Below are 19,161 nucleotides of genomic sequence, written 5' to 3'. Positions count from 1 at the left end.
AATGAGTCAAACTTTTACATTTCAGAACGCACCGGTTGAACTACTGGATGTGCCTCAGTTGGTGCTGTTAACAGATACCACTCAGAAGGTAGACACGTGGTTAATGGATCGCTTCTTTCCTCAACGTGTCTCGTATACCAAAAAAGAAGTTCCTGTAGGTGAGTTAAATACAGCGACACCGCTTGCACCATTTGTAACGCCTACAGCTGCTGGTCGCCAAATTAAAGTAGGTGAGTCTGGTAACGTTAAATTCGTTAAGCCGGCATATTTAAAGCCGATGATGACGGTATTTCCAAGCGATGTTCAAAATACCGCACTGATTACCCAGTTGCGTAAATTTGGTGTGATTGCCACAGGCTCAAACCGTTTAAGTGATGCAGATCTATTGCTGATTGACCAAGCACAAAAGGCTTTATATTTACGTCAATCGATTGAAAACCGAAAGTTGCTGATTGCCCGTGATGTATTGCTATATGGCAAGACAACCTTCGCTTCTGCTGACTTCCCAATGTATGAAGTAGATTATGAGCGTAATGCGGCTTGTACATTTGCTCCATTGATCAAATGGGGGCAGGTTGGTGCAACAGCGGTTAAAGATATCCAGGCCATGATTGATCTATCAGTAGAACATTCAGGTACCTCCCCAACCATGGCGCTGACATCTTCTAAGGTGTACAACACTTTAATCAAAGATCCAGAGTTTAAAGAGATGTTCATTGCACCATATACGGGTATTAGTGTTCCTTTGACTCCAACCTTTGATCAAATGGATAAGCCGCAGTTCCGTGGTACGGTCGACAACATTGAAATTTGGACGTATGACGTTCAGCACAGCATTGGTGGTGGTACACCAAAACGATTTATTCCAGAAGACTTCTTTGGACTGATCTCTGATGCTAATGGTTGGATCGCTCACTGTGCTATCCAAAACGTAGAAGCTTTTGGCCAAGCTCTAGAATTCTATCTAAGCCAATGGCAAGAAAAGAACCCTTCAAGCATTCAAATGCTTGCAGAATCATCTCCACTGGCGATTCCAAACAATAAGAATGGCCTGGTAGGCGGTCGCGGGTTCGTATAAGGAAATTATTATGACGAAGTACATTGCAAAGCAGTCGCTTGGACACTTTCGTCCAGGCCAAGAAATCACAGGGCTTGAAGCTAAACAACTTCAGGCCCTTTTAGCATCTAGGGTTATTGAAGAAGAAAAAACTCCAGACGAACCTAAGGCTGATGGTTCAGCCGCTCGCTTAGCTGAGCTTGAAAAAGCCAATACTGATCTTCTTACAGCAAATAAGCTGATGACTGATGAAAAGGTCAAATCAGATCAAGAGAATGGTGAGCTTAAAGCGAAAGTCGCAGAGCTTGAAAAAGCATTAGCTGCATCTGAAACTGCACTGAAAAAAGCAACTGCCGAAGCTAAAAAGGCTGCTACAGAAGCCAAGTAGGTGATCCATGTATGCAACTAAATCTGACTTGGTGGTGCGATTTGGTGGTGAATTAGAACAGCTGTTGATGATGCTTCCAAGTGTTACCGCTGTAGAGGATGCCATTCAAGACGCGACAGAGGAAATTAACGGTCACATAGGTGGCCGTTATTCTTTGCCGTTACCCAATGTGCCAAGTAACTTGAAACGTATGGCATGTGATATTGCACGTTATCGTTTGTACTTTCAGCAACCAACGGAAGAGGTGCGAAAACGCTATGAGGATGCAATCTCATTCTTAAAGCGCGTGGCTGAAAACAAGGCACATTTACAGATCCAGTCTGAGGAATCGGACGAGATTATTGATGATGAACCTACAAAGAAGCCAAGTACTTTACCTATTGGTAGTACTTATCGTGGTGGGGTATTTGGTGATGATGTCTTAAATATGATGCCTAGCATCAAGTGAGGCAATTATGGCGTTTGCAATCAAGATTGATTCAAATAGTTCAGCAATTGAGGCGGTAATGAGTCAATTGCTGGATATTGATGCTGAAAAAGCTCGACTTTATGAAGACATTGGCCTGGCATTAACAACCAGTGTTCAAGAAAGATTCATTGGTGGGTTTGATGTTGATGGTAACCCATGGAAGATATCTTGGCGTGCAAGCATGCAGGGAAGAGAGGGTATGCAAGGTGGTCAAACGTTACGTGATACTGGGCGCTTGATGAATTCTTACACATACAACGTTCTTTCGAATGGTGTTGAGGTTGGGACAAACGTCTTTTATGCGCCATACCTTCACTTCGGTGCTACGATTCTGCCAAAGACAAGCCAATACATTACCTTTGCTGTTGGTGGTCAATACAGAAAAGTAAAACAGGTGGTTAATCCTCCAAGGACACAATTAGGTATCAATTCTGCAGATGAAGAAATGATCCTAAATATCGTAGGAAGTTTTATAGATGAGTACCTTCTTCGCGGTACGTGATGAGATTGCAGAAAAACTGAAAGAAATTTCAGAATTTAAGCAGATTTATACCCCGCTAAATTCAGTAGTGGTCACAGAAATGTCGCAGGTCACTCCATCGGCGCATATCAACTTTGTACGCATAGACAAGAAAGCAAGCGCGGGTAAAGGGCGTATTAATCAGATAGGCCAACAGTGGGCTGTGACTGTGGCGTGTCGCAATGCCCAGTCGCAGCAGAATGATGGTCGGGCAGTCAGTGATGAAGCAGGGCTTTTAACTGAAAAAGTAATTCAACTTCTTTCAGGTTGGAAGCCGCAGTCTTCTCGCACTGAATTAGACCTGATTTCTGTTCGTGATGGATATAGTGCTGGCTTTGCGTACATCACCATTATTTTTGAATCACAAAAATTTATTTAGGAGTAAGCCATGAGTGGCTATGATTTTTTATCCCTGCAAGGGGCATCATTTTTAGCACGCAATGTTCCGGGCGGCGCTAAAGTTTTACGTGAGTTGGGAAACCAAACTGACGTTGAAGTTGGAATCTCATCAGAGACGTACGCTCGTTATGAAACAAAAACAGGTAAGCGCCAAAAAGTTGGCGAGTGGACCAAGACTCGCGATGTATCTCTATCAATCACCATGGATGAGCAAAAACCTGAAGATATTGCATTAGCATTTCAGGCGGAAATTAAGCCAATTACATCAACACCCGTTCAGGATGTGTCTTTAGGTCCAGACCTAAAAGCTGGCGATGAGATTAAGTTGGAAGGATTTAATATTTCCGATGTAATGGTTAGTGATTCCAAACTAGATGTTCCGACTGAGCTTACCGAGGATACGCATTACTCTGTAGATAAAGAGTATGGAACGATTAAGATCTTAGATTTAGACGGTATTACTCAACCACTTGTTGTCGACTACACGACGGGTGAAGCAAAAGCAACCGTGCTTTTCTCATTGCCAGACGATGCTGAGTATTACTATTTATTCAAAGGTATTAACTCAATTAATGATAAACGTCTGTCACTCGAACTGTGGCGCTTTAAGCCTGCTGTTGACGGTAGTATGAATTTCATCAACGAAGAAACTGGTGAAATCGCTATTAATGGCTCGGCCTTAGCTGATGTTGTGCGCCAAGAAGATGAAAAGTTAGGTGGCTTCGGTCGAATTGTATACTTAGACTAACAAACTCAGGCACAAAGAACTCCACGGCGCATAAGCGTCTTTTTTTGTGCCTGAATTCTAGAGATTCAATCATGAATGATTTCTTTTTAGCGAATAATCGCTCGATCACAATTAAAGTGCTTGGCAATGATGTGGAAGTGAAGCAACTTCAAATTTTTAACTTTGATATTTGGTCACCGATTGCATCAGTTATTCGTGACAGCTTAAAGCAAAGTGATTATTCAGATTTAATCGGCGCAGGCCTGGTAAAAGATTATGGCGCTCATGTATTTCAACTTTGCTCAATGTGTACAAGCACTGATGTAAAGATACTTTTAGATCTCGCTGAATCAGATCCTTTGGAGTTTAGCCATCTGCTCAAACATGTGATCGAAGTAAATGGTGCATATTTCAAAGAAGACGTTAAGCCAGGCCCTAAAATACGTAAGAAGAAAGGTAGTGTTGAACAAACTTGGTTTGATTCATTCCAATACTTGATATCATATGGCCATAGACATGAAGATATTCTGCAGATGACTTACGGGGCTTTTGTTGGCTACTTAAAGGCGGCTGAAAAGTATCAACGCAGCCGAGGAAAGTTTGATTTGAACATTATTCGGGTAGCGCACCATGCAGATAAAAAAGGATTTACAACGTTCCAAGATGATCTAAGCAAACATTGAGGTAAGTTACTATTTTCACTTAATATGTGATCAATAATTATATTGAGGGTGTAGTGTGAAAAAGTTAGTTTTGATTTTGGCATTATTTATGTCAGCGCAAGCATTTGCTGTAGATATGAGAGCACTGCGTGGTAGCAATGGCTTTGTTGAGCTTGGCAACTCAGAAGCAAAACTCAAGGATGTACTTGGACAACCTGAGTCCGTAGATACTCGTGTAGTGCATGATCGTAATGGCTGGCCTCATAAAGGCATTATCTATACATACAAAGTGGATGGCCAGCTATACACAATTACCATTATTGGTGGCAATGTTTTTAAGATTAATTGGGAGCGCTGAAGGCTCAGTTTTTAGAAAATTCAATTAATTAAAAGTATCAATGTATATCTTTTGTTTAATTAAATGAGTATCTTATTCCGCTGTTTAAGAGGGAATAATGATGAAAAAAACTTTGGGTCTTTCTTTTTTAAGTTTTATATTAGTGGCTTGTGGTGGAGGTGGAGGCGGGTCTTACGACACATCTCCAGACGGTGGAACAGCAGGGAGTGGTGTTAATAATTCAAGCTTTGATAGTTTTACTCAATTTAATTGGGGTTCTGTACAATTTAAGACAGGCTTTGTAGAAATTATAAAAAATGCCCGCAATTCAGATATCTTGTATACGAATTATAAGAAATTAGAACCATCAAATGTTGAATTATATAAACGCCCAATTCTTAGTAAAGATGGGTTATATGAGCCAGATCAAACTAATTACCCTTTGGGATATCGGACTTATAAGATAAATAGTGTTTCGAAAGATGGTAATACTTTCAATAAAACACCATATACATTAAAAGGACTGAATCAGTTTAAAATTCAAGAAACTGGTGAATGGATAGCATTGGATAATGTGGTGATCAGCGAAAGAACGGCTGTTTACTGGAATATTCTTGCTAAAGAATATCCTAATAGTGTTTGGTTTAATTCAGGTGAATTAGGAAAACAGTTCAAAAATTTCTTGGCTTCAAGTAATGTGACTAAGTTCCCAACAGGCTCAAAATGTTTTAAGTCATCAAAGACTACTTATTCTTTACCCTATTTTGTCATTACTAATTTAGATGCGAAACCTTATATCAATGGTCAATTTATTAGTACTTTTGATCAATTCTTGAAAGTGCTTGGTTCAAATAAAGTTTCAGGAAATTGGGGTGGAACACCATGGGCTTATCAAAAAATGTATGATGGCTCTGAATATTATGCAGCAATTATTTATGCAAATATAAATAATAAATTAAGTGAAGGGTTTTGGGATAAATCTCCTAATATTACATTGGAGAGTAGATTGAAGGAATACACTGATCTACTTAATCAACCGTATGTAAGCTTGGAGGATAAAATATCTTTTAACGCAGGAATCGAAGAAGTCAATAAAGAGTGTACGTATTATAATGATATTGCTGCGAATACAATTGAAACGTTGATTATCCAAAGTTCTGAAAATTAATTCTATTAAATTCAATATTAAGAAACCCGCTAATTGCGGGTTTTTTTATGCCTAAATTTTGAGGTTCGCTATGTCCGGAAAAAATCTAACGTTCAAACTTATTCTTGATGGCGATAGTAAAGGTCTGGTATCTGCTGCAAAGCAGTCCGAAGATGTAACGAAAAGACTTTTTGATTCAATTAAGTCTGAATCAGAGAAAATTAAACAAGCTTCAGAGGCGGCATCTAGCCAAGTTGGAAATATCATCCCAAAGGGTACGACCGAATTAGCTGATAAATTAACTCAATCTCTAACAGCTGCAACTGGGATCATTCAGGATGCAGGGGATAATGCCAAGTCTACAGCGGGCAATTTTACTGATTTTGGCAACAAAGCTGAAAAGGCTTTAGGTCAATTAAAAAGTGATTTGACTGAAGCTAAGCGAAATTTAGAGTCATTCTCAAAAACAAATGCATCGCCAGCCGATATTGAAGCTGCACAACGACAAGTCGATCAACTTGAAAAAGAAGTTCAGCAAGCAGACCAAGCATTTAATGACTTTCATGCCGAAGTTGGCAGGGCAAATAATAATTTAAAAGAAACTGATAATGCTGCACAGACAGCACAGAAAGGCATTGCCAGTCTTAAGACTGGGTATACAGCTCTTGTTGGTGCTATGGCTGGCATTGGTGTTGGTCTTGGCATTAAAGAATTAGCTGAAGTAGCGGATTCCTATACAAATCTTTCAGCACGCATCAACATTGCGACCAGTGACGGTGGTAATTTTACCCAGGCCATGGCGGGGGTTCATCAAGTTGCATTGATGACAAATACAAGCCTTGATGCAACAGCTGGCCTATTCACGAAAGTGAATGATGTTGGCAAGCAAATGGGAATGACCCAGCAGCAAACATTAGATCTCACTAAAACCATTAATATGGCCATCCAAACAGGTGGCGGATCTGCTGCTTCGGCCGATGCTGCAATCACTCAGCTTACACAGGCATTGCAATCTGGTGTACTTCGCGGTGACGAATTCAACTCTATCATGGAACAAGCGCCAGGGATTTCTAAAGCTCTGGCTCAGTCACTTGGTGTGACCACCAGTGAATTGCGTAAGATGGCAGAGAATGGTGAGTTAACTGCGGAGAAGGTTGTTAATGGCCTTCATAAACAATCCGCGGCTATTGAGGCGGATTATGCTAAATTCCCGACAACCATTGGAAATGCATTACAGCGTATTTCAACACAATGGCAGATTTTGATCGGCACCATGGATCAGGCGAACGGCGCATCAGCAACGGTTGCAAAGTGGTTAGTAACTCTTGCAGATAATATGGGTATTGTTGAAATACTACTTAATGATGTTGGCTCTGGTTTTGTTTGGATTGGTGATCAGCTTTCATTTATTGATGTATCTATTTTTGAAAGTCTTAAATCTGCACTATCAAGCGCTTATGATGCAATAAAAGAGGTAGTCGCAGTTGCTGCTGATCTGGGTAAAACAATTACAGATATATTGAGTACATCGCTAACCAATGCTTTATCTGTTCTTTCATCATTTACAGGTGAGGCAACAGCAGCAGGTGAGCAAGTTAGTTTCCTAGAGCGAATTCTTCAAGGGCTATCTATTGCGTTTGGTTTTATTGCGGATGGCGTAACGGCCATAAAAATCGGTGTAAATCTTCTAGCAGGAGCATTCTTCGACTTAGCATCAGCTGCGAATAGTGTCTTATCGGCAGTCACATGGGGTGATGTTAGCAAGCAATTTTCAGCAAATGCCGATGTGATGAAAGCCAAGGCAAAAGAGTACTATGCTGAGGCTGATAGAGATGCGGTAGCCTTTGAATCCAAGGGTATGCAGCGATTAGAGGAAGCTGCACAAACCCAAGAAGAGAAGAATGCACAAACATTACTAGAGGCTAAAAGCTTAGTTGACCAGTTGCTCTTAGAAGGACAGCGAGAACTCGATGGAAAGAAGGTAACTGAACAAGAAAAGTTAGATGCTGTTCAAGCCTATGCAGAAGCCGCGATTGCAGCCAATAACGGTGCAATGGATGGTGTGATGCAAGCTGATCTGATGACGAAGGGTTATATCGTCACTTTGGATGAAGCTGGGAAAGTTGCTATTCAAACTTGGGATGCAAATGTTACAGGTGCCGAAAAGGCAGTACTGTTAGCAGATAAAGCGCGTAAAGCTGCGGCGACATTAAAACTTGATCTATATGAGCTAAAGAATGGTGTTACCGAAGCATTTAATAGTAATGCAAAAGTTCTAAATGATTTTGCTAATAACGTCGAAGCTTTAGGTTTAAAGGGAGAAGCCGCAGGTGAGGCAGTATATCAAGCCTGGTTAAAGTGGCTTGAAACAGCTCAAAGCCAAAATGAAGTAGATCTAGCAATTTCAAAACTTCAGGAGTTTGGTAAAACAGGGCAGATGTCTGCGAAACAAGTTGAACTTGGTATGCTGGCAGTACGCCAAGTAGTATCCCAATTACCTGCAGACTTGGACCCAGTAGAACAAGCTTTTGAACGCCTTGGGATTAAAACCAAAGAGCAACTTAGATTAGCGGCTCAGAGCGCTTTAGCAGACTTCAATACCATACAATCAAGTGGAGAAGCTACAGCTGAAAGTTTGCGACAAGCGTATGAGAGAACTATGCAATCTGCTGCTGCATCAGGTGATCAAGCAGTCATTGCTGCAACTCAAGCTAAAGCAGCTTCACTTGGCCTGGAAGTACAAATTGATTCATCGGGTAAAGCATCAGTCAAAAGCTATGGTGAGCTTGAAGAATCAATTCATCGTGTTCGCCGTGCTTCAAGTAACGCTGAAGATGGATTCCGCAACCTTGGCCAAACAGGTCGTGACGAGGCTGACTCGGTTAGAAGCGCGTGGGAAGAAGCGGTTAGTGCTGCTTCCAGTGGTATGCATGAGACTCGAAAAGGTACCAAAGGCAAGATGGCAAAAAATGCTGAAGATATCGAAGCTGAGCTTAAGGCCATGGGATATTCGGATGCAGCTGCTAAACAGCATGCAAAAGATATTTATGAAGGTACCAAGGGGGTGAATGGCTATAAATTATCAGGCTTTGGATTCTTTGGTGGCTTAAGCAACGTCGAGCAAGTGAATGCGGAGTTGGAGCGTATGCAGCAATATGCGCCGAATAATGTGTCTACCAAGGCTATGTTTGGCGCGTCTAAATCTGAACCTCAAACCACTATTCGTATTGAAGCGAATGGTAAGTCTGTAGATGTTCAGACGGACGCGAGCAATAAGGATGCATTATCAGAAATTTTGGCATCGCTAGGAAAAGTGAGTAAGGCATCGTGAAAATAAAACGCATCTCAACATCAGAAACCGTCTCAATTGAAGACGGTTTTTTTTGGTCTGATGAATTTAGCTGGAAGGCCAAAGAGCAGTCTTTGGAATATGCCATGGACGGTACGCCGATCATACAGGAAGGCTCCAAGCTCTCAGGTCGGCCAATAACTTTACAGCCGGCTGACAGTGGGATGGGGTGGGCGAAGTTAGGCACAGTTCGACAATTGCAGGCCTGGTCAGTGTTGAATGAAAAGTTTGAACTGCAGTTTGAGTGGGCGCATGACACACGGAAATTTAACGTGGTTTTTAATCATGCAGATGGTGCTTTAGAGGCCACACCCGTGAAAGGTATTCCACCAGTATCTCTGAATGACCATATGAATTTAACGCTCAGATTTTGGAGTGAATAATGCCAATTGAAACTAAAGATTTAGTGATCTACCACGCTGAACGTGACACCGATAATGCTGATGGTGGTGGGAAATATAACGGTCAGATTGTGGCAGACGGTTTAAGTAATAACTTGTTCAATGACATATCTGAATTGGATCGTACCGTCGGTGATGTATCGATGCGTAAGATCTTCCCGGCTGTGACCACGGATGATACTGATCTATTGATGGGTGCCACTGTATTTGTTTCTGAGCTACCCGAAGATCCAAACGTATCAGCATTATTGTTCAGCACTGAGTCATGGACTGATGAACGCCAGGCCGCACAAAACCGAGTTGAAAACTACTTGGCCAAAGGTGGCCAGATAGCAGGAACACCACTCGATACACATTGGCAAGGTATGTCATCACTGCAGGTGGTGATGTTTCCAGAAGAAACTGAAGCAAATGTTGGCGATACGATCGTACTCATTTCAGATGAGGGAAAAGCACTTCAATTTGAACAGTATGTTCGAATTACCAAAGTTGAAACACGTATATCAGTCATGGTGATTGAAAAAGAGCGAATCGAATACAAAGTTGCAACTTACCAAATCAATGATCCATTAGAACGTGACTTTGTAGGCTTATCTGCTCGTCAATGGTATGCAGGTGAGGCATCTAAAACTATTATTCGCGATACGCTAGTTGCCGATACTGGCATGTATTACTCATCCACTCAATTGGCATCGAATGCAACCGTGGGTGAATACACAGTGAATGCAAATTCAATGTTTACCCAACTGATTCCATCTGCACAAAGTGAAACACCGATTATTGACGTAAATGCTGCAGGTGAAAGCGTTGTTTTAGTGCCAGGTAGTGATGGTTTGATAACTGTGAATTATCCATCGCAAGTCGTGAGTGAAAGTCAGAATCTATACATCGGTTCTGCGGTAATGCCAGGAACTGTTGCCTTCACGATTCAAGGCCAATCCATTACAGACCAAGGTGGTTTGCTCAAGAACTCTCTGGGTACACAAGTTGGTACGATCGACTATCAGCGTGGCCTGGTGAAATGGACCTCAGCAGCACCAACCGGCACCATGAGTTTAAACATTACATTTAAGCCGGCAGCTGCACCGAATCAGTATTACCAGAGTAGTGCTATTCCAGTGACTCAGAATAACCAAGGTACTAACTGGTCGGGCGTATTGATTCCGATTCCTGCACCTGGTGCATTGTCCATTTCCTATATGGCTCAAGGTAAGTTTTATGAACTTAAAGACGACGGATCTGGACAGTTAAAAGCAGCAAATAGCTCCTTTGGTTCAGGCATGATCAATTACGAGACAGGATCTTGGCTTTTAACTGCAGGTGCGTTGCCTGATGTGGATAGTGTGATTTTACTCAATTGGGGTACGCCAATTGTGACTTTTGTACGATCAAATCTGAGCGTTGAAAAAGCTGCCTTTGAGTTTGATCTAGGTCATCTAGGGGTATTACCGGGCGTGACGATTAATTGGCTGCTTGAAGGAGAAGCCAAAACAGCTACTTCTAATGCACAAGGTAAATTCACTGGTGATGCTGCTGGCTCAATTAATTATGCCTTAGGCACAGGCAAGATTATTCCCAATAAACTGCCGCAAAAATCTACCGTTTTTAATGTGATCTATAACTTTGGTACTTCGCTTACGCAAACCAAGAATGATGTTATCCCAGACTCGAGTCAAAAGCTGGTATTCACAATTGGTACTGGCTCAGCGATTCAACCTAACAGTGTTGAGTTAGAAATTCCTGTGTCTACTGAGACAGGAAATTTTGCAACGAATGTATTGCTAACAGATGTACCGGTGACCAGTTCATTGGGGAATTTAGTGAATAGTCGAGGCGCTGTGCAAGGTTCAATTAACTATTCAACTGGCTTATGCGAAGTCACACCACAAACGGTTTACAAACAATTTATTACTAAATTTGAAGCGGCTGTTACTTACGGTACCGCTTAGGGGATTGTTATGGCTTTTTATAGTCCGCAAACATCTAGCATTATCGGCAGCGAAACCACTTTAAAAGCATTTAATACAGTGGATATTAATGTGCGCTATCGTGATACATCAGGTTCAAATTCAGCTACACATACTTTAACGGCTGATAAGTTGAAATTAGATTTATCCTCCGGTTTTGATGAGCAGATCTTAACGGGTTCAGCCCGTTTCAAAGTCGGTAATGATACATTTTTAGACCGCTCAGGCTTGTTGTATCGCAATGTGGATCCTGCTAATAACTCAGGTATTCAGTCAGGAGTCATCCAATATGGTACCGGGGTTGTCGAAATTGATAGCTGGACGCCGAATGCTGACAACAGTATTCAGTTACAGTCATTGACCACAACAACTGACCTGCCACCAGTCAATAAGATTGCATTTCGTACACCGGTTATTCCACTTCGGGTACAGTCTTTAACTGTGGTCGTGGGCACGCTTGAACATGGTCAACTCACACTGACTGCTGATGAAAATGGTGTGATTGAGTCTTCACGTGCTCACGGTAAAGTGAATTGGGATAACGGTTTTGTGCAGATCTATTTCTATACCAAGACAGAAATAACGCCTGTCAATCGACCAGATATTGAAGCTAATGATTGGTACGATCCACTGCTTGAATATGAAGATACTGGCAAGGTTTACATTAATGTGCCAGTGTGGGTAGATGCTTCAAGCGTTCGCTATAACGCTATTGCTTACACATATCTGCCAATCGATTCTGAATTGCTGGGCTTGTCTGCAACGCGCTTGCCGATCGACGGTCGTGTGCCGATTTTCCGAGTCGGTGGTATTGGTATTGTCAGCTCTACGAAATCACAAGAATTGCCAAGCGCAATTGCCGGCAAGACATATGATTTAAATGATCAACGCATTGCATGGTGTGAACTTGAAGATGCTAATGGTGTGAAAGTTGGATATGACTTATATACCGTTGATTATGATTATGGCCGTGTGACATTGGGTGGTGATTTTACGCTGTTGAGCTTGGTTGAGCCATTGTCTGCAAAATATCGTTATCAGGACATGGGGCAAATTCGTGATGTGCAAATTAATGGCCAAGTCACTTTTACCAAGCCTTTGACGCATAACTATGATGCTGATAATACGATTGTAGGATCGGCACTAGTCATTAACGACATGCAAGCGCGTTATACCAAGAAATTCGTGCAACAGACCTGGTCAAATCAATGGTTAGATGAGCCGACGGGCACGTTAATCAGTGCGAATTACAATGATGCGCTTTATCCAATTCAGGTCACGAATAAAGGCGCAATTCAAGAGCGTTGGTATATCCAGTTTACGGATGGCACAAACTTTAAATGCGTGGGTGAATATACAGGGCAGATCGGTACAGGTACAACCAATGCAGATTATGCCCCGATCAATCCGGTCACAGGGGTGCCATATTTCGTGATTAAAAAAGAAGGTTGGGGTAGTGGTTGGGCCAATGGTAACGTTCTGCGATTTAACACCATCGCTTGTAATTTCCCGGTCTGGGTGATTCGCACTGTTAAGCAGTCTGAACCTGCAGTAATTTCCGATGCTTTCCAAATCATGCTGCGCGGTGATATTGACCGTGTTATTTAAAGTTTAAATTCAATATGGCCGCTTTATGCGGTCTTTTTTATGGATATTAAAAAATGGTCGCAAGTACAGATATTAAGTTTTTTGTGCACACAAATAAAAATGCACCGCAGTTACAAAATGCATTTGGCTCAATGATTAATGTTTTGGATGCTTGTTTAATTAATGGTATTAATGTTGGTCAAGCAACATCATTAACAGCAAACGACACGGCAGCCACTTTACTTTTTGGAACAGGTCACAACTTAAAACAAGGGCAAGTGATTAAGGTATATGGTGCAGATCAATCTGAATTTAACGGTGAGCATCGTGTTTTGACTATACCAAATAGCAATACAATTACTTTTGAGTTGTTATCACCCTCGAGTGTATCAATAGCAACAGGCCAAATTAATGTTTCTTTGCCACCACTGGGTTGGGAGAAACCTTTTTCTAGTGCAGGAAAAGCTGCATATAGATCGCCAAATCAATTGCTACCAAACAGACCGTATCTAAGAGTGGTTGATGAGTTAGATCCCGTTTGGACTAATACGTATGCCAAATATGCAAAAGTTGGCATCGTAGAAGATATGTCTGATATCAATAATATGATTGGTGTACAGGCACCTTTCGATGCAAGTGCTGTAAATAAGAATTGGGACGGTACTGGTGGTGGCTCAACCGCCTACAACGGTTGGGCTAAGTGGTATTACGCGCTAGGCGGGAATGAAAATTCTGCAACTACAAAAACCGTAACACCCCCGGACGGGGAGAGGACATGGATTCTTTTAGGGAATTCTGATTGTTTTTACATTCTTGTCCGAACGCATACTTTGTCAACATACAGTAAGCGATTGATGCCTTATTATTTTGGAGTAATTGATACAGATTTTAGTAAAGTTTTTGCTCTTGCTGCAACTTTTGATTATACGAGCGCAAGCACCAGCGTTAGTAATTTTTCAGCAACACCGTTATCAATCTCTGACATTCAAGGACATTTAATTCTAAACAGGAATTATAAAATGGATGGATTTCCAGTTTTTGGTTTAACTAAATCTTTAAATGGTGCAAATACGAGATCCGGATATCAAAATTATCATACAGCACCAGATAATACTGTACCTATTTTTTCCTTTGATGTACCGATATTTGAGGGAACTACCCCAAGGGGAAAGCTGCCTTTAATAGAGTGGCTAACACAGGCTAGCCCTTATCAAAACTTAACAGTTTTTAAGTATAAAGGGCGGCTTAAGATCGCTTTAGATTGCATGGCATACGAAGATGGGCAAGTTCTTTTTAATTTGGAGTAACTTTCATATGTTCTTATCAATCAGTCCATCTACTAATTTATTTGCTACTGATTCAGCTATAAGCACAGCATATCCACTATCAATAAAAGGTGTGGTGAGGAAGAAAAATATTAATATCCCATGTCGTATTCGTTTGTATGAGCGATTCTCAGGAAGATTAATTGATGAAGTTCTATCTACAGATGACGGACAGTATGAATTTAGTCAACTTTCGAATGTTAAATATTTTATTGTTGCACATGACCCAGCCTCTCAATTCAATGCAGTCATCCAAGATAATGTGGTGCCAAAATGAATACACCATCTAAAATAGCAAGCCTTGCAATGCTTCAAGCATTAGCAAATTATTTGGATCAGGGTAGCTCAAATGCTACCCTTATTTTTTATGATGATGCTAAACCCCCAACAGTCAATGAAAACGCTGATAATTCAGCAAGACTTCTCACAGTCAATTTGCCAAAACCTTGCTTGAAATCTGTGAATGAAAACAACATTGAACTCTTTGCTCCAAATACAGGTATTGCCACAAAAACAGGTACAGCAACATGGGCAAGATTTTTTAATGGTGAGGGCTTAGCTGTATTCGATGTAACTGTTGGGACAGACATTGTTTTAGACAATGCAGATCTTGTGATTGGTTCTAGCGTCAAATTTGATGTGATTTATTTAGTCCCACAGATTTAAAATGAGGTGGTAAATGTCTGATTACACACCACCAGATGCTTTAAATGTGATTCTAAATTTCACCAAAGAATCTACTTTTGTTGATAGTCATAATGTAATACTGAACTTTGGTGCTGAAGACGGTTTTAATTACGCCAACATTAGTATCGATTTAGCCTTTCAAGTCAGTGCTGTTGGTACAGTTGAACCTCCAATTGACGTGCATGGCACAGCAAACATTCCAGTCGACACATCACTGTTTTTCGGCGCTCAAGGCACATTTGATATTAATCATATTTTAGGTATTTCAATAAACCTGAGCGCACAGTTCGAAAAGGCTGTTGCAAGCTTAAGCGTAGTGGAAATACCGTGGTCAAAGCCAATATTAAGAGTCTCAAATGAGGCTCTTTTTTTTGATAAGAGTTTAGTGGTCTCAAGCATTTCAAATGTTGAATTTAATGAGGCGATATTACTGAGCAAAGCTGTACGAATACTGCTTGAGAAAGCCACTGGTCTAAGTTCTAATGCTTATATGGTGTGGGAAGAAGGCGATAAGCGGTTTATTCATCAACGCTATGTACACCAAGACACGATCAAGCTCCGCCACAGTCGTGAGTTAAAATGGCAAGAAATGATTCGTCGGCGTAAGCAATTCACCTATTCACATGAAGTCGCTGAGAAATTTGAGAAGCGCTTTTCATTCGAGTGGGATAAAGGCCTAGAGATAGTCACCAAGTCTGAATTGCCTTGGGATAAAGCTAAATCTATTCACTACCGTAAGCATCCGGTTCAGCCTTGGCCAAAGCCTGAATTACCTAAATATGAAGGTAGCGGTGATTTAAATTTTGTCTGCTTGTGTCATGACGTTGATTCACACAATGTCATTTTAAATTTTGGTGCGGATGATTGTATTCCAGCACTACCAAAGAAAAACTGGTGGTATATCGTGAATAATTTAAGTGCTGAACGCTTAGATAATGGTGAGACGATTAAAGTCATTAATGGCACTTATAATTGTAGCCGTAGTACGTGGTGCTGGTCTTATTCGATTACTGTGGCGCACACGGAAAAAGAGAAGTTACAGCCAATCAATGGTCGGCCGGTGATTCTGAAATTGATGATCAATGGTTTTGAACACCATGTTTTACTTGAGACTGAAACAGAGACAATTAAGTTCGCGAATAAATCTTATACCTATGATGGTCGAAGTGTAACAGCACTCAATGCAGCGGATTACGCGGCTAAACGATCATTTATTCAGGATAATGAGCGAACGTCGGTGCAATTAGTTCAGACGGAAATTGATCGAGCACAATCTGGTACCGAGCTGGACTGGAAGTTGATTGATGACGTCGGTTGGATCGTACCGGTTGAGAGTCTGAGCTATGCCGAACTTGCACCAATGGATGCGATCAAACAAGTTGTCGAGGTTGGTGGTGGTTTCATCTATAGCCAAAAATCAGGTAATACGCTTTCCATTTTACCCCTTTATAAAAATGGCTATTGGGATGCAATGACTGTGGATGACTACGATATTCTGATTTCACAGAGTATCGTGATTCAACAAACCATTGAACAAAATAAGGATTACATCGCCGACTGCAATGCCATTAATGTCGTGAATAGTCGAAGTGGTGACAGCCTGACTGTGAAACAGCGCAATACTGCAGGTGATATTCCTCTTGAGGCTGTGACTGGTCCAATGTTCGATGTCGTGTCGGGTGCAAGCTTTGGCAAGATGGAGTTAATTAAAGCCAATATTCAAGAATTCCACACCTTGTCTGGTTTACCGGTCTCTCAAGAAATTGGTGAGATGTTGCCAGGTAAAACTGTGGCATTCGATGGGCAGTGGTGGGGAATCATTGATTCTGTGAGTGGTTCATTTAATCATGGCAAAGTGACTGAATCCATCAAAGTGGAGCGCATTCATCGTGACTAATCCTTTATTTGAACTTCGTAAACTACTGAATCCAACGCATGCAGAGTTAATTGGAACAATTACTTCTGCAAGCCATCCTGAATATCGTGTTCAAGTGGATGGAGGATCTGGACCAGTACTTTGTACCAGCGGGACAGCCTACAACATTGGGCAACGTGTGTTCATTTCAAATCAACAAATCTTACGGCCAGCTCCATCAGGTCAACACAGTCAGATAGAAGTCTGAATCATTTAAACAATGGCACCGAAAGGTGCTTTTTTATTGCCAAAAAAATAGGGGAATTTAATGGAGCCTGTCTCTACAAGTGGTTTCGCAGCCTTTTTAAAATTTTACGGTGCTGCAATTGCAGTCACACTGGCCATTTGCTTGGTTGCAACGGTCGTCATCATGATGCGTTTACCGCGTTCACCACAGGAATGGGCTGTAGGCTTAATTTGCACAGTAGTTTCTAGCCTTACTGGAGGCGCATTTATTATTGTGAAATGGGGCTTACATGAATGGGTAACTGATATCTGGGGAATGATTGCCCTAGGTGGTTTCTTCTTTATCTGCGGTTTACCCGGCTGGGCTATCGTGCGTTGGACATTTAACTTCATCAATAAACAGGAAGGTAAGACGATTATTGAAGTTGTGAAAGAACTGAAAGAAGCCAGAGAAGATTTGAAAAAATAGCGCACAAAATTCTATGCCGCCTTATGGCGGTTTTTTATTGTTTTAAGGAAAGTGAAATGAGTAAAAAATTAACAACAGCACAAATTGAAAGCCAAGCAAAATTGCTAGGGGTTGAAACCGCAGCATTGCGGGCCGTGATAGAAGTTGAATGTAAAGGATCTGGCTTTAATGCTGACAATACCCCCGTCATTTTGTTTGAAAGGCATGTGATGCGGCAGCGCTTGATTGCCAATGGCCAAGCAAAGACAGTGGATCTTATGATGGTTAAGCGACCGGATATATGCAGTAATAGTACAGGTGGCTATGGTCTGTATTCAGCCCAACATGGTCGTTTAAATGCTGCTGCGCAGTATCATCGGGCTTCAGCACTAGAGTCGGCTAGTTGGGGCATTGGGCAGGTGATGGGCTATCACTGGAAGGCTTTAGGATATTCATCTCTACAAGCATTTATTAATGCGATGTATAAAGATGAAGCCTCGCAATTAGAAGCTATGTGTCGGTACATTCGAGTGAATGGCCTGGTCAATGCATTAAAAAATAAAGATTGGAAAGCCTTTGCACGTGGCTATAACGGGGTCGCATACGCTAAAAACTCTTATGATGTGAAACTGGCCAATGCCTATAAAAAAGCCTTTAATTAAGGGCTTTCATTGCGGGTAGTGGGTTTAAAACTATCTGATGCCATTTATTTTTTGAAAGTAACTTCCTTACACGTTTTTTATAGTCTTCAGGATTCAAGGCATTGGTGGATTTATGTCTTGTGTGATTACAATATTTGCATGCGGCGACTATGTTTGTTCTAATGTTTTTCCCACCATCTTTACGGGCTGTAAGATGCTCAGCAGTACACTGTAAAAACTTTGCGGAAGTTGGTTTTACTTGATACTGAGTAATAAAAGAATTTATATCTTGATCCCACATGGGTTGATTACAGTAGTAACATAATTTAGATTGCGCCAAAAAAGCCTGTTGGCGATTACGTTGAATAATATTTTGGTTTTTTTTAGCCATAAAGACTCCAAGACAATTAAATTGTTTGAAGCTTCGGGGCTTTGGCTGAGCCTAAAGAAGTGCAATTCTGTTGGTGTTTTGAGTCGATCTAAATTTGAATATTTGCCGAGACGAATCGATCAACTGGTTTCAACGTGTGTATGCAATCATTTAAAATGAACTTTTTATAAAATAAAATTAATTTTCACTAAAGTCAAATAGTTCAATTAAAACCACTTCCCCCCAAACAGTTAGACCGCTCAGGAGTACTAATCATGAATATGATGTTTAATGCACCTCATCCAGGGGAAATGCTTCGCGAGTATATTGGTGAAACCCCAGTGACTGAAGCTGCTCTTGCATTAGGTGTAACGCGGGCAAATTTATCGCGGATTTTGAATGGACATACAGGTATTTCTGCAGACATGGCTATCCGTTTAAGTGAGGCTTTGGAAACATCGCCAGAGTTTTGGTTGAATTTGCAGATGCAGCATGACTTATGGAATGCAAGTCAGCGCCAGCGACCAGTCATAAAGAAATTGGTTCAGGATTTTGCATAAGTAGAGCGCCGTGAGGCGC

At 41.2% G+C, this 19,161-nt stretch carries 22 protein-coding genes; 21 read left to right on the top strand and 1 reads right to left on the bottom strand.

Going from position 1 to position 19,161, the window contains the following annotated elements; translation table 11 throughout:
* Nucleotide 1 precedes the first annotated feature (1 nt).
* The 20 genes from B1201_RS10045 (at nucleotide 2) to B1201_RS09950 (ending at nucleotide 18,233) form a co-directional block, all read left to right on the top strand.
* Entirely contained in the window at nucleotides 2–1,078 is a 1,077-nt protein-coding gene (locus B1201_RS10045; RefSeq protein ID WP_078193410.1) for a major capsid protein, read from the top strand.
* 10 nt (nucleotides 1,079–1,088) lie between these two features.
* On the top strand, nucleotides 1,089–1,445 hold the full coding sequence (locus B1201_RS10040; RefSeq protein WP_078193409.1) for a hypothetical protein: 357 nt from the start codon (nucleotides 1,089–1,091) through the stop codon (nucleotides 1,443–1,445).
* 7 nt (nucleotides 1,446–1,452) lie between these two features.
* Complete coding sequence (locus tag B1201_RS10035; RefSeq protein ID WP_078193408.1) at nucleotides 1,453–1,893, top strand: gp436 family protein; 441 nt, start codon at nucleotides 1,453–1,455, stop codon at nucleotides 1,891–1,893.
* A gap of 7 nt (nucleotides 1,894–1,900) precedes the next feature.
* Nucleotides 1,901–2,416 carry a phage virion morphogenesis protein gene (locus B1201_RS10030; protein WP_078193407.1) on the top strand — a complete coding sequence of 172 codons (516 nt, stop codon included), beginning with the start codon at nucleotides 1,901–1,903 and terminating at the stop codon, nucleotides 2,414–2,416.
* Nucleotides 2,391–2,813: a hypothetical protein gene (locus tag B1201_RS10025; RefSeq protein ID WP_078193406.1), complete on the top strand. Its 423-nt coding sequence runs from the start codon at nucleotides 2,391–2,393 to the stop codon at nucleotides 2,811–2,813. The genes B1201_RS10030 and B1201_RS10025 overlap by 26 nt, the downstream gene beginning before the upstream one ends.
* Before the next feature lie 9 nt (nucleotides 2,814–2,822).
* Nucleotides 2,823–3,581 (top strand): hypothetical protein, encoded by a 759-nt coding sequence (locus B1201_RS10020; RefSeq protein ID WP_078193405.1) that lies wholly within the window; start codon nucleotides 2,823–2,825, stop codon nucleotides 3,579–3,581.
* A gap of 71 nt (nucleotides 3,582–3,652) precedes the next feature.
* The gene (locus B1201_RS10015) at nucleotides 3,653–4,243 is read left to right on the top strand and encodes a hypothetical protein (RefSeq protein ID WP_078193404.1); all 591 of its coding nucleotides are present in this window, start codon (nucleotides 3,653–3,655) and stop codon (nucleotides 4,241–4,243) included.
* A 55-nt stretch (nucleotides 4,244–4,298) separates the two neighbouring features.
* On the top strand, nucleotides 4,299–4,580 hold the full coding sequence (locus tag B1201_RS10010) for a hypothetical protein (protein WP_078193403.1): 282 nt from the start codon (nucleotides 4,299–4,301) through the stop codon (nucleotides 4,578–4,580).
* Nucleotides 4,581–4,677: 97 nt separating this feature from the next.
* Nucleotides 4,678–5,727, top strand: a complete 1,050-nt coding sequence (locus tag B1201_RS10005) for a hypothetical protein (RefSeq protein WP_228144775.1) — start codon at nucleotides 4,678–4,680, stop codon at nucleotides 5,725–5,727.
* A gap of 70 nt (nucleotides 5,728–5,797) precedes the next feature.
* Nucleotides 5,798–9,037, top strand: a complete 3,240-nt coding sequence (locus B1201_RS10000) for a tape measure protein (protein WP_078193401.1) — start codon at nucleotides 5,798–5,800, stop codon at nucleotides 9,035–9,037.
* Nucleotides 9,034–9,438 carry a hypothetical protein gene (locus B1201_RS09995; protein WP_078193400.1) on the top strand — a complete coding sequence of 135 codons (405 nt, stop codon included), beginning with the start codon at nucleotides 9,034–9,036 and terminating at the stop codon, nucleotides 9,436–9,438. Before B1201_RS10000 ends, B1201_RS09995 begins: the two co-directional genes overlap by 4 nt.
* Entirely contained in the window at nucleotides 9,438–11,405 is a 1,968-nt protein-coding gene (locus B1201_RS09990; protein WP_078193399.1) for a hypothetical protein, read from the top strand. The genes B1201_RS09995 and B1201_RS09990 overlap by 1 nt, the downstream gene beginning before the upstream one ends.
* A gap of 9 nt (nucleotides 11,406–11,414) precedes the next feature.
* The gene (locus B1201_RS09985; RefSeq protein ID WP_078193398.1) at nucleotides 11,415–13,031 is read left to right on the top strand and encodes a hypothetical protein; all 1,617 of its coding nucleotides are present in this window, start codon (nucleotides 11,415–11,417) and stop codon (nucleotides 13,029–13,031) included.
* A gap of 53 nt (nucleotides 13,032–13,084) precedes the next feature.
* Complete coding sequence (locus B1201_RS09980) at nucleotides 13,085–14,317, top strand: hypothetical protein (protein WP_078193397.1); 1,233 nt, start codon at nucleotides 13,085–13,087, stop codon at nucleotides 14,315–14,317.
* A 7-nt stretch (nucleotides 14,318–14,324) separates the two neighbouring features.
* Nucleotides 14,325–14,612 (top strand): hypothetical protein, encoded by a 288-nt coding sequence (locus B1201_RS17055; RefSeq protein ID WP_078193396.1) that lies wholly within the window; start codon nucleotides 14,325–14,327, stop codon nucleotides 14,610–14,612.
* Nucleotides 14,609–15,001 carry a hypothetical protein gene (locus B1201_RS09970; protein ID WP_078193395.1) on the top strand — a complete coding sequence of 131 codons (393 nt, stop codon included), beginning with the start codon at nucleotides 14,609–14,611 and terminating at the stop codon, nucleotides 14,999–15,001. Before B1201_RS17055 ends, B1201_RS09970 begins: the two co-directional genes overlap by 4 nt.
* Nucleotides 15,002–15,014: 13 nt before the next feature.
* Nucleotides 15,015–16,919, top strand: coding sequence for a hypothetical protein (locus tag B1201_RS09965; protein ID WP_078193394.1), 1,905 nt, complete (start codon nucleotides 15,015–15,017; stop codon nucleotides 16,917–16,919).
* On the top strand, nucleotides 16,912–17,145 hold the full coding sequence (locus tag B1201_RS09960; RefSeq protein WP_078193393.1) for a hypothetical protein: 234 nt from the start codon (nucleotides 16,912–16,914) through the stop codon (nucleotides 17,143–17,145). Before B1201_RS09965 ends, B1201_RS09960 begins: the two co-directional genes overlap by 8 nt.
* A 60-nt stretch (nucleotides 17,146–17,205) precedes the next feature.
* Nucleotides 17,206–17,592: a hypothetical protein gene (locus B1201_RS09955; protein WP_078193392.1), complete on the top strand. Its 387-nt coding sequence runs from the start codon at nucleotides 17,206–17,208 to the stop codon at nucleotides 17,590–17,592.
* A 56-nt stretch (nucleotides 17,593–17,648) separates the two neighbouring features.
* Nucleotides 17,649–18,233 (top strand): N-acetylmuramidase family protein, encoded by a 585-nt coding sequence (locus B1201_RS09950; RefSeq protein WP_078193391.1) that lies wholly within the window; start codon nucleotides 17,649–17,651, stop codon nucleotides 18,231–18,233.
* On the opposite strand, the gene B1201_RS09945 is transcribed toward B1201_RS09950, so the two are convergent.
* The gene (locus tag B1201_RS09945; protein ID WP_078193390.1) at nucleotides 18,226–18,603 is read right to left on the bottom strand and encodes an HNH endonuclease; all 378 of its coding nucleotides are present in this window, start codon (nucleotides 18,601–18,603) and stop codon (nucleotides 18,226–18,228) included. The genes B1201_RS09950 and B1201_RS09945 overlap by 8 nt on opposite strands.
* A gap of 254 nt (nucleotides 18,604–18,857) precedes the next feature.
* On the opposite strand from B1201_RS09945, the gene B1201_RS09940 reads away from it, so the two are divergent.
* On the top strand, nucleotides 18,858–19,142 hold the full coding sequence (locus B1201_RS09940; RefSeq protein WP_078193389.1) for a HigA family addiction module antitoxin: 285 nt from the start codon (nucleotides 18,858–18,860) through the stop codon (nucleotides 19,140–19,142).
* Nucleotides 19,143–19,161: the final 19 nt, after the last annotated feature.

The organism is Acinetobacter sp. ANC 5600 (genome assembly GCF_002018395.1).
GTDB lineage: Bacteria > Pseudomonadota > Gammaproteobacteria > Pseudomonadales > Moraxellaceae > Acinetobacter > Acinetobacter amyesii.
Note: the sequence above shows the minus strand (reverse complement) of the source record. Positions and strands in the feature narration are given on the sequence as shown.

Excerpts from the sequence above, each read along its gene's own strand:
- B1201_RS09990 (WP_078193399.1), top strand. The coding sequence starts at position 9,438 with ATGCCAATTGAAACTAAAGATTTAGTGATCTACCACGCTGAACGTGAC.
- B1201_RS10000 (WP_078193401.1), top strand. The coding sequence starts at position 5,798 with ATGTCCGGAAAAAATCTAACGTTCAAACTTATTCTTGATGGCGATAGT.
- B1201_RS09950 (WP_078193391.1), top strand. The coding sequence starts at position 17,649 with ATGAGTAAAAAATTAACAACAGCACAAATTGAAAGCCAAGCAAAATTG.
- B1201_RS09980 (WP_078193397.1), top strand. The coding sequence starts at position 13,085 with ATGGTCGCAAGTACAGATATTAAGTTTTTTGTGCACACAAATAAAAAT.
- B1201_RS09945 (WP_078193390.1), bottom strand. The coding sequence starts at position 18,603 with ATGGCTAAAAAAAACCAAAATATTATTCAACGTAATCGCCAACAGGCT.
- B1201_RS10035 (WP_078193408.1), top strand. The coding sequence starts at position 1,453 with ATGTATGCAACTAAATCTGACTTGGTGGTGCGATTTGGTGGTGAATTA.
- B1201_RS09985 (WP_078193398.1), top strand. The coding sequence starts at position 11,415 with ATGGCTTTTTATAGTCCGCAAACATCTAGCATTATCGGCAGCGAAACC.
- B1201_RS10005 (WP_228144775.1), top strand. The coding sequence starts at position 4,678 with ATGATGAAAAAAACTTTGGGTCTTTCTTTTTTAAGTTTTATATTAGTG.
- B1201_RS10045 (WP_078193410.1), top strand. The coding sequence starts at position 2 with ATGAGTCAAACTTTTACATTTCAGAACGCACCGGTTGAACTACTGGAT.
- B1201_RS10015 (WP_078193404.1), top strand. The coding sequence starts at position 3,653 with ATGAATGATTTCTTTTTAGCGAATAATCGCTCGATCACAATTAAAGTG.
- B1201_RS10020 (WP_078193405.1), top strand. The coding sequence starts at position 2,823 with ATGAGTGGCTATGATTTTTTATCCCTGCAAGGGGCATCATTTTTAGCA.
- B1201_RS09955 (WP_078193392.1), top strand. The coding sequence starts at position 17,206 with ATGGAGCCTGTCTCTACAAGTGGTTTCGCAGCCTTTTTAAAATTTTAC.
- B1201_RS09965 (WP_078193394.1), top strand. The coding sequence starts at position 15,015 with ATGTCTGATTACACACCACCAGATGCTTTAAATGTGATTCTAAATTTC.
- B1201_RS09970 (WP_078193395.1), top strand. The coding sequence starts at position 14,609 with ATGAATACACCATCTAAAATAGCAAGCCTTGCAATGCTTCAAGCATTA.
- B1201_RS09940 (WP_078193389.1), top strand. The coding sequence starts at position 18,858 with ATGAATATGATGTTTAATGCACCTCATCCAGGGGAAATGCTTCGCGAG.
- B1201_RS10030 (WP_078193407.1), top strand. The coding sequence starts at position 1,901 with ATGGCGTTTGCAATCAAGATTGATTCAAATAGTTCAGCAATTGAGGCG.
- B1201_RS10025 (WP_078193406.1), top strand. The coding sequence starts at position 2,391 with ATGAGTACCTTCTTCGCGGTACGTGATGAGATTGCAGAAAAACTGAAA.
- B1201_RS10040 (WP_078193409.1), top strand. The coding sequence starts at position 1,089 with ATGACGAAGTACATTGCAAAGCAGTCGCTTGGACACTTTCGTCCAGGC.
- B1201_RS17055 (WP_078193396.1), top strand. The coding sequence starts at position 14,325 with ATGTTCTTATCAATCAGTCCATCTACTAATTTATTTGCTACTGATTCA.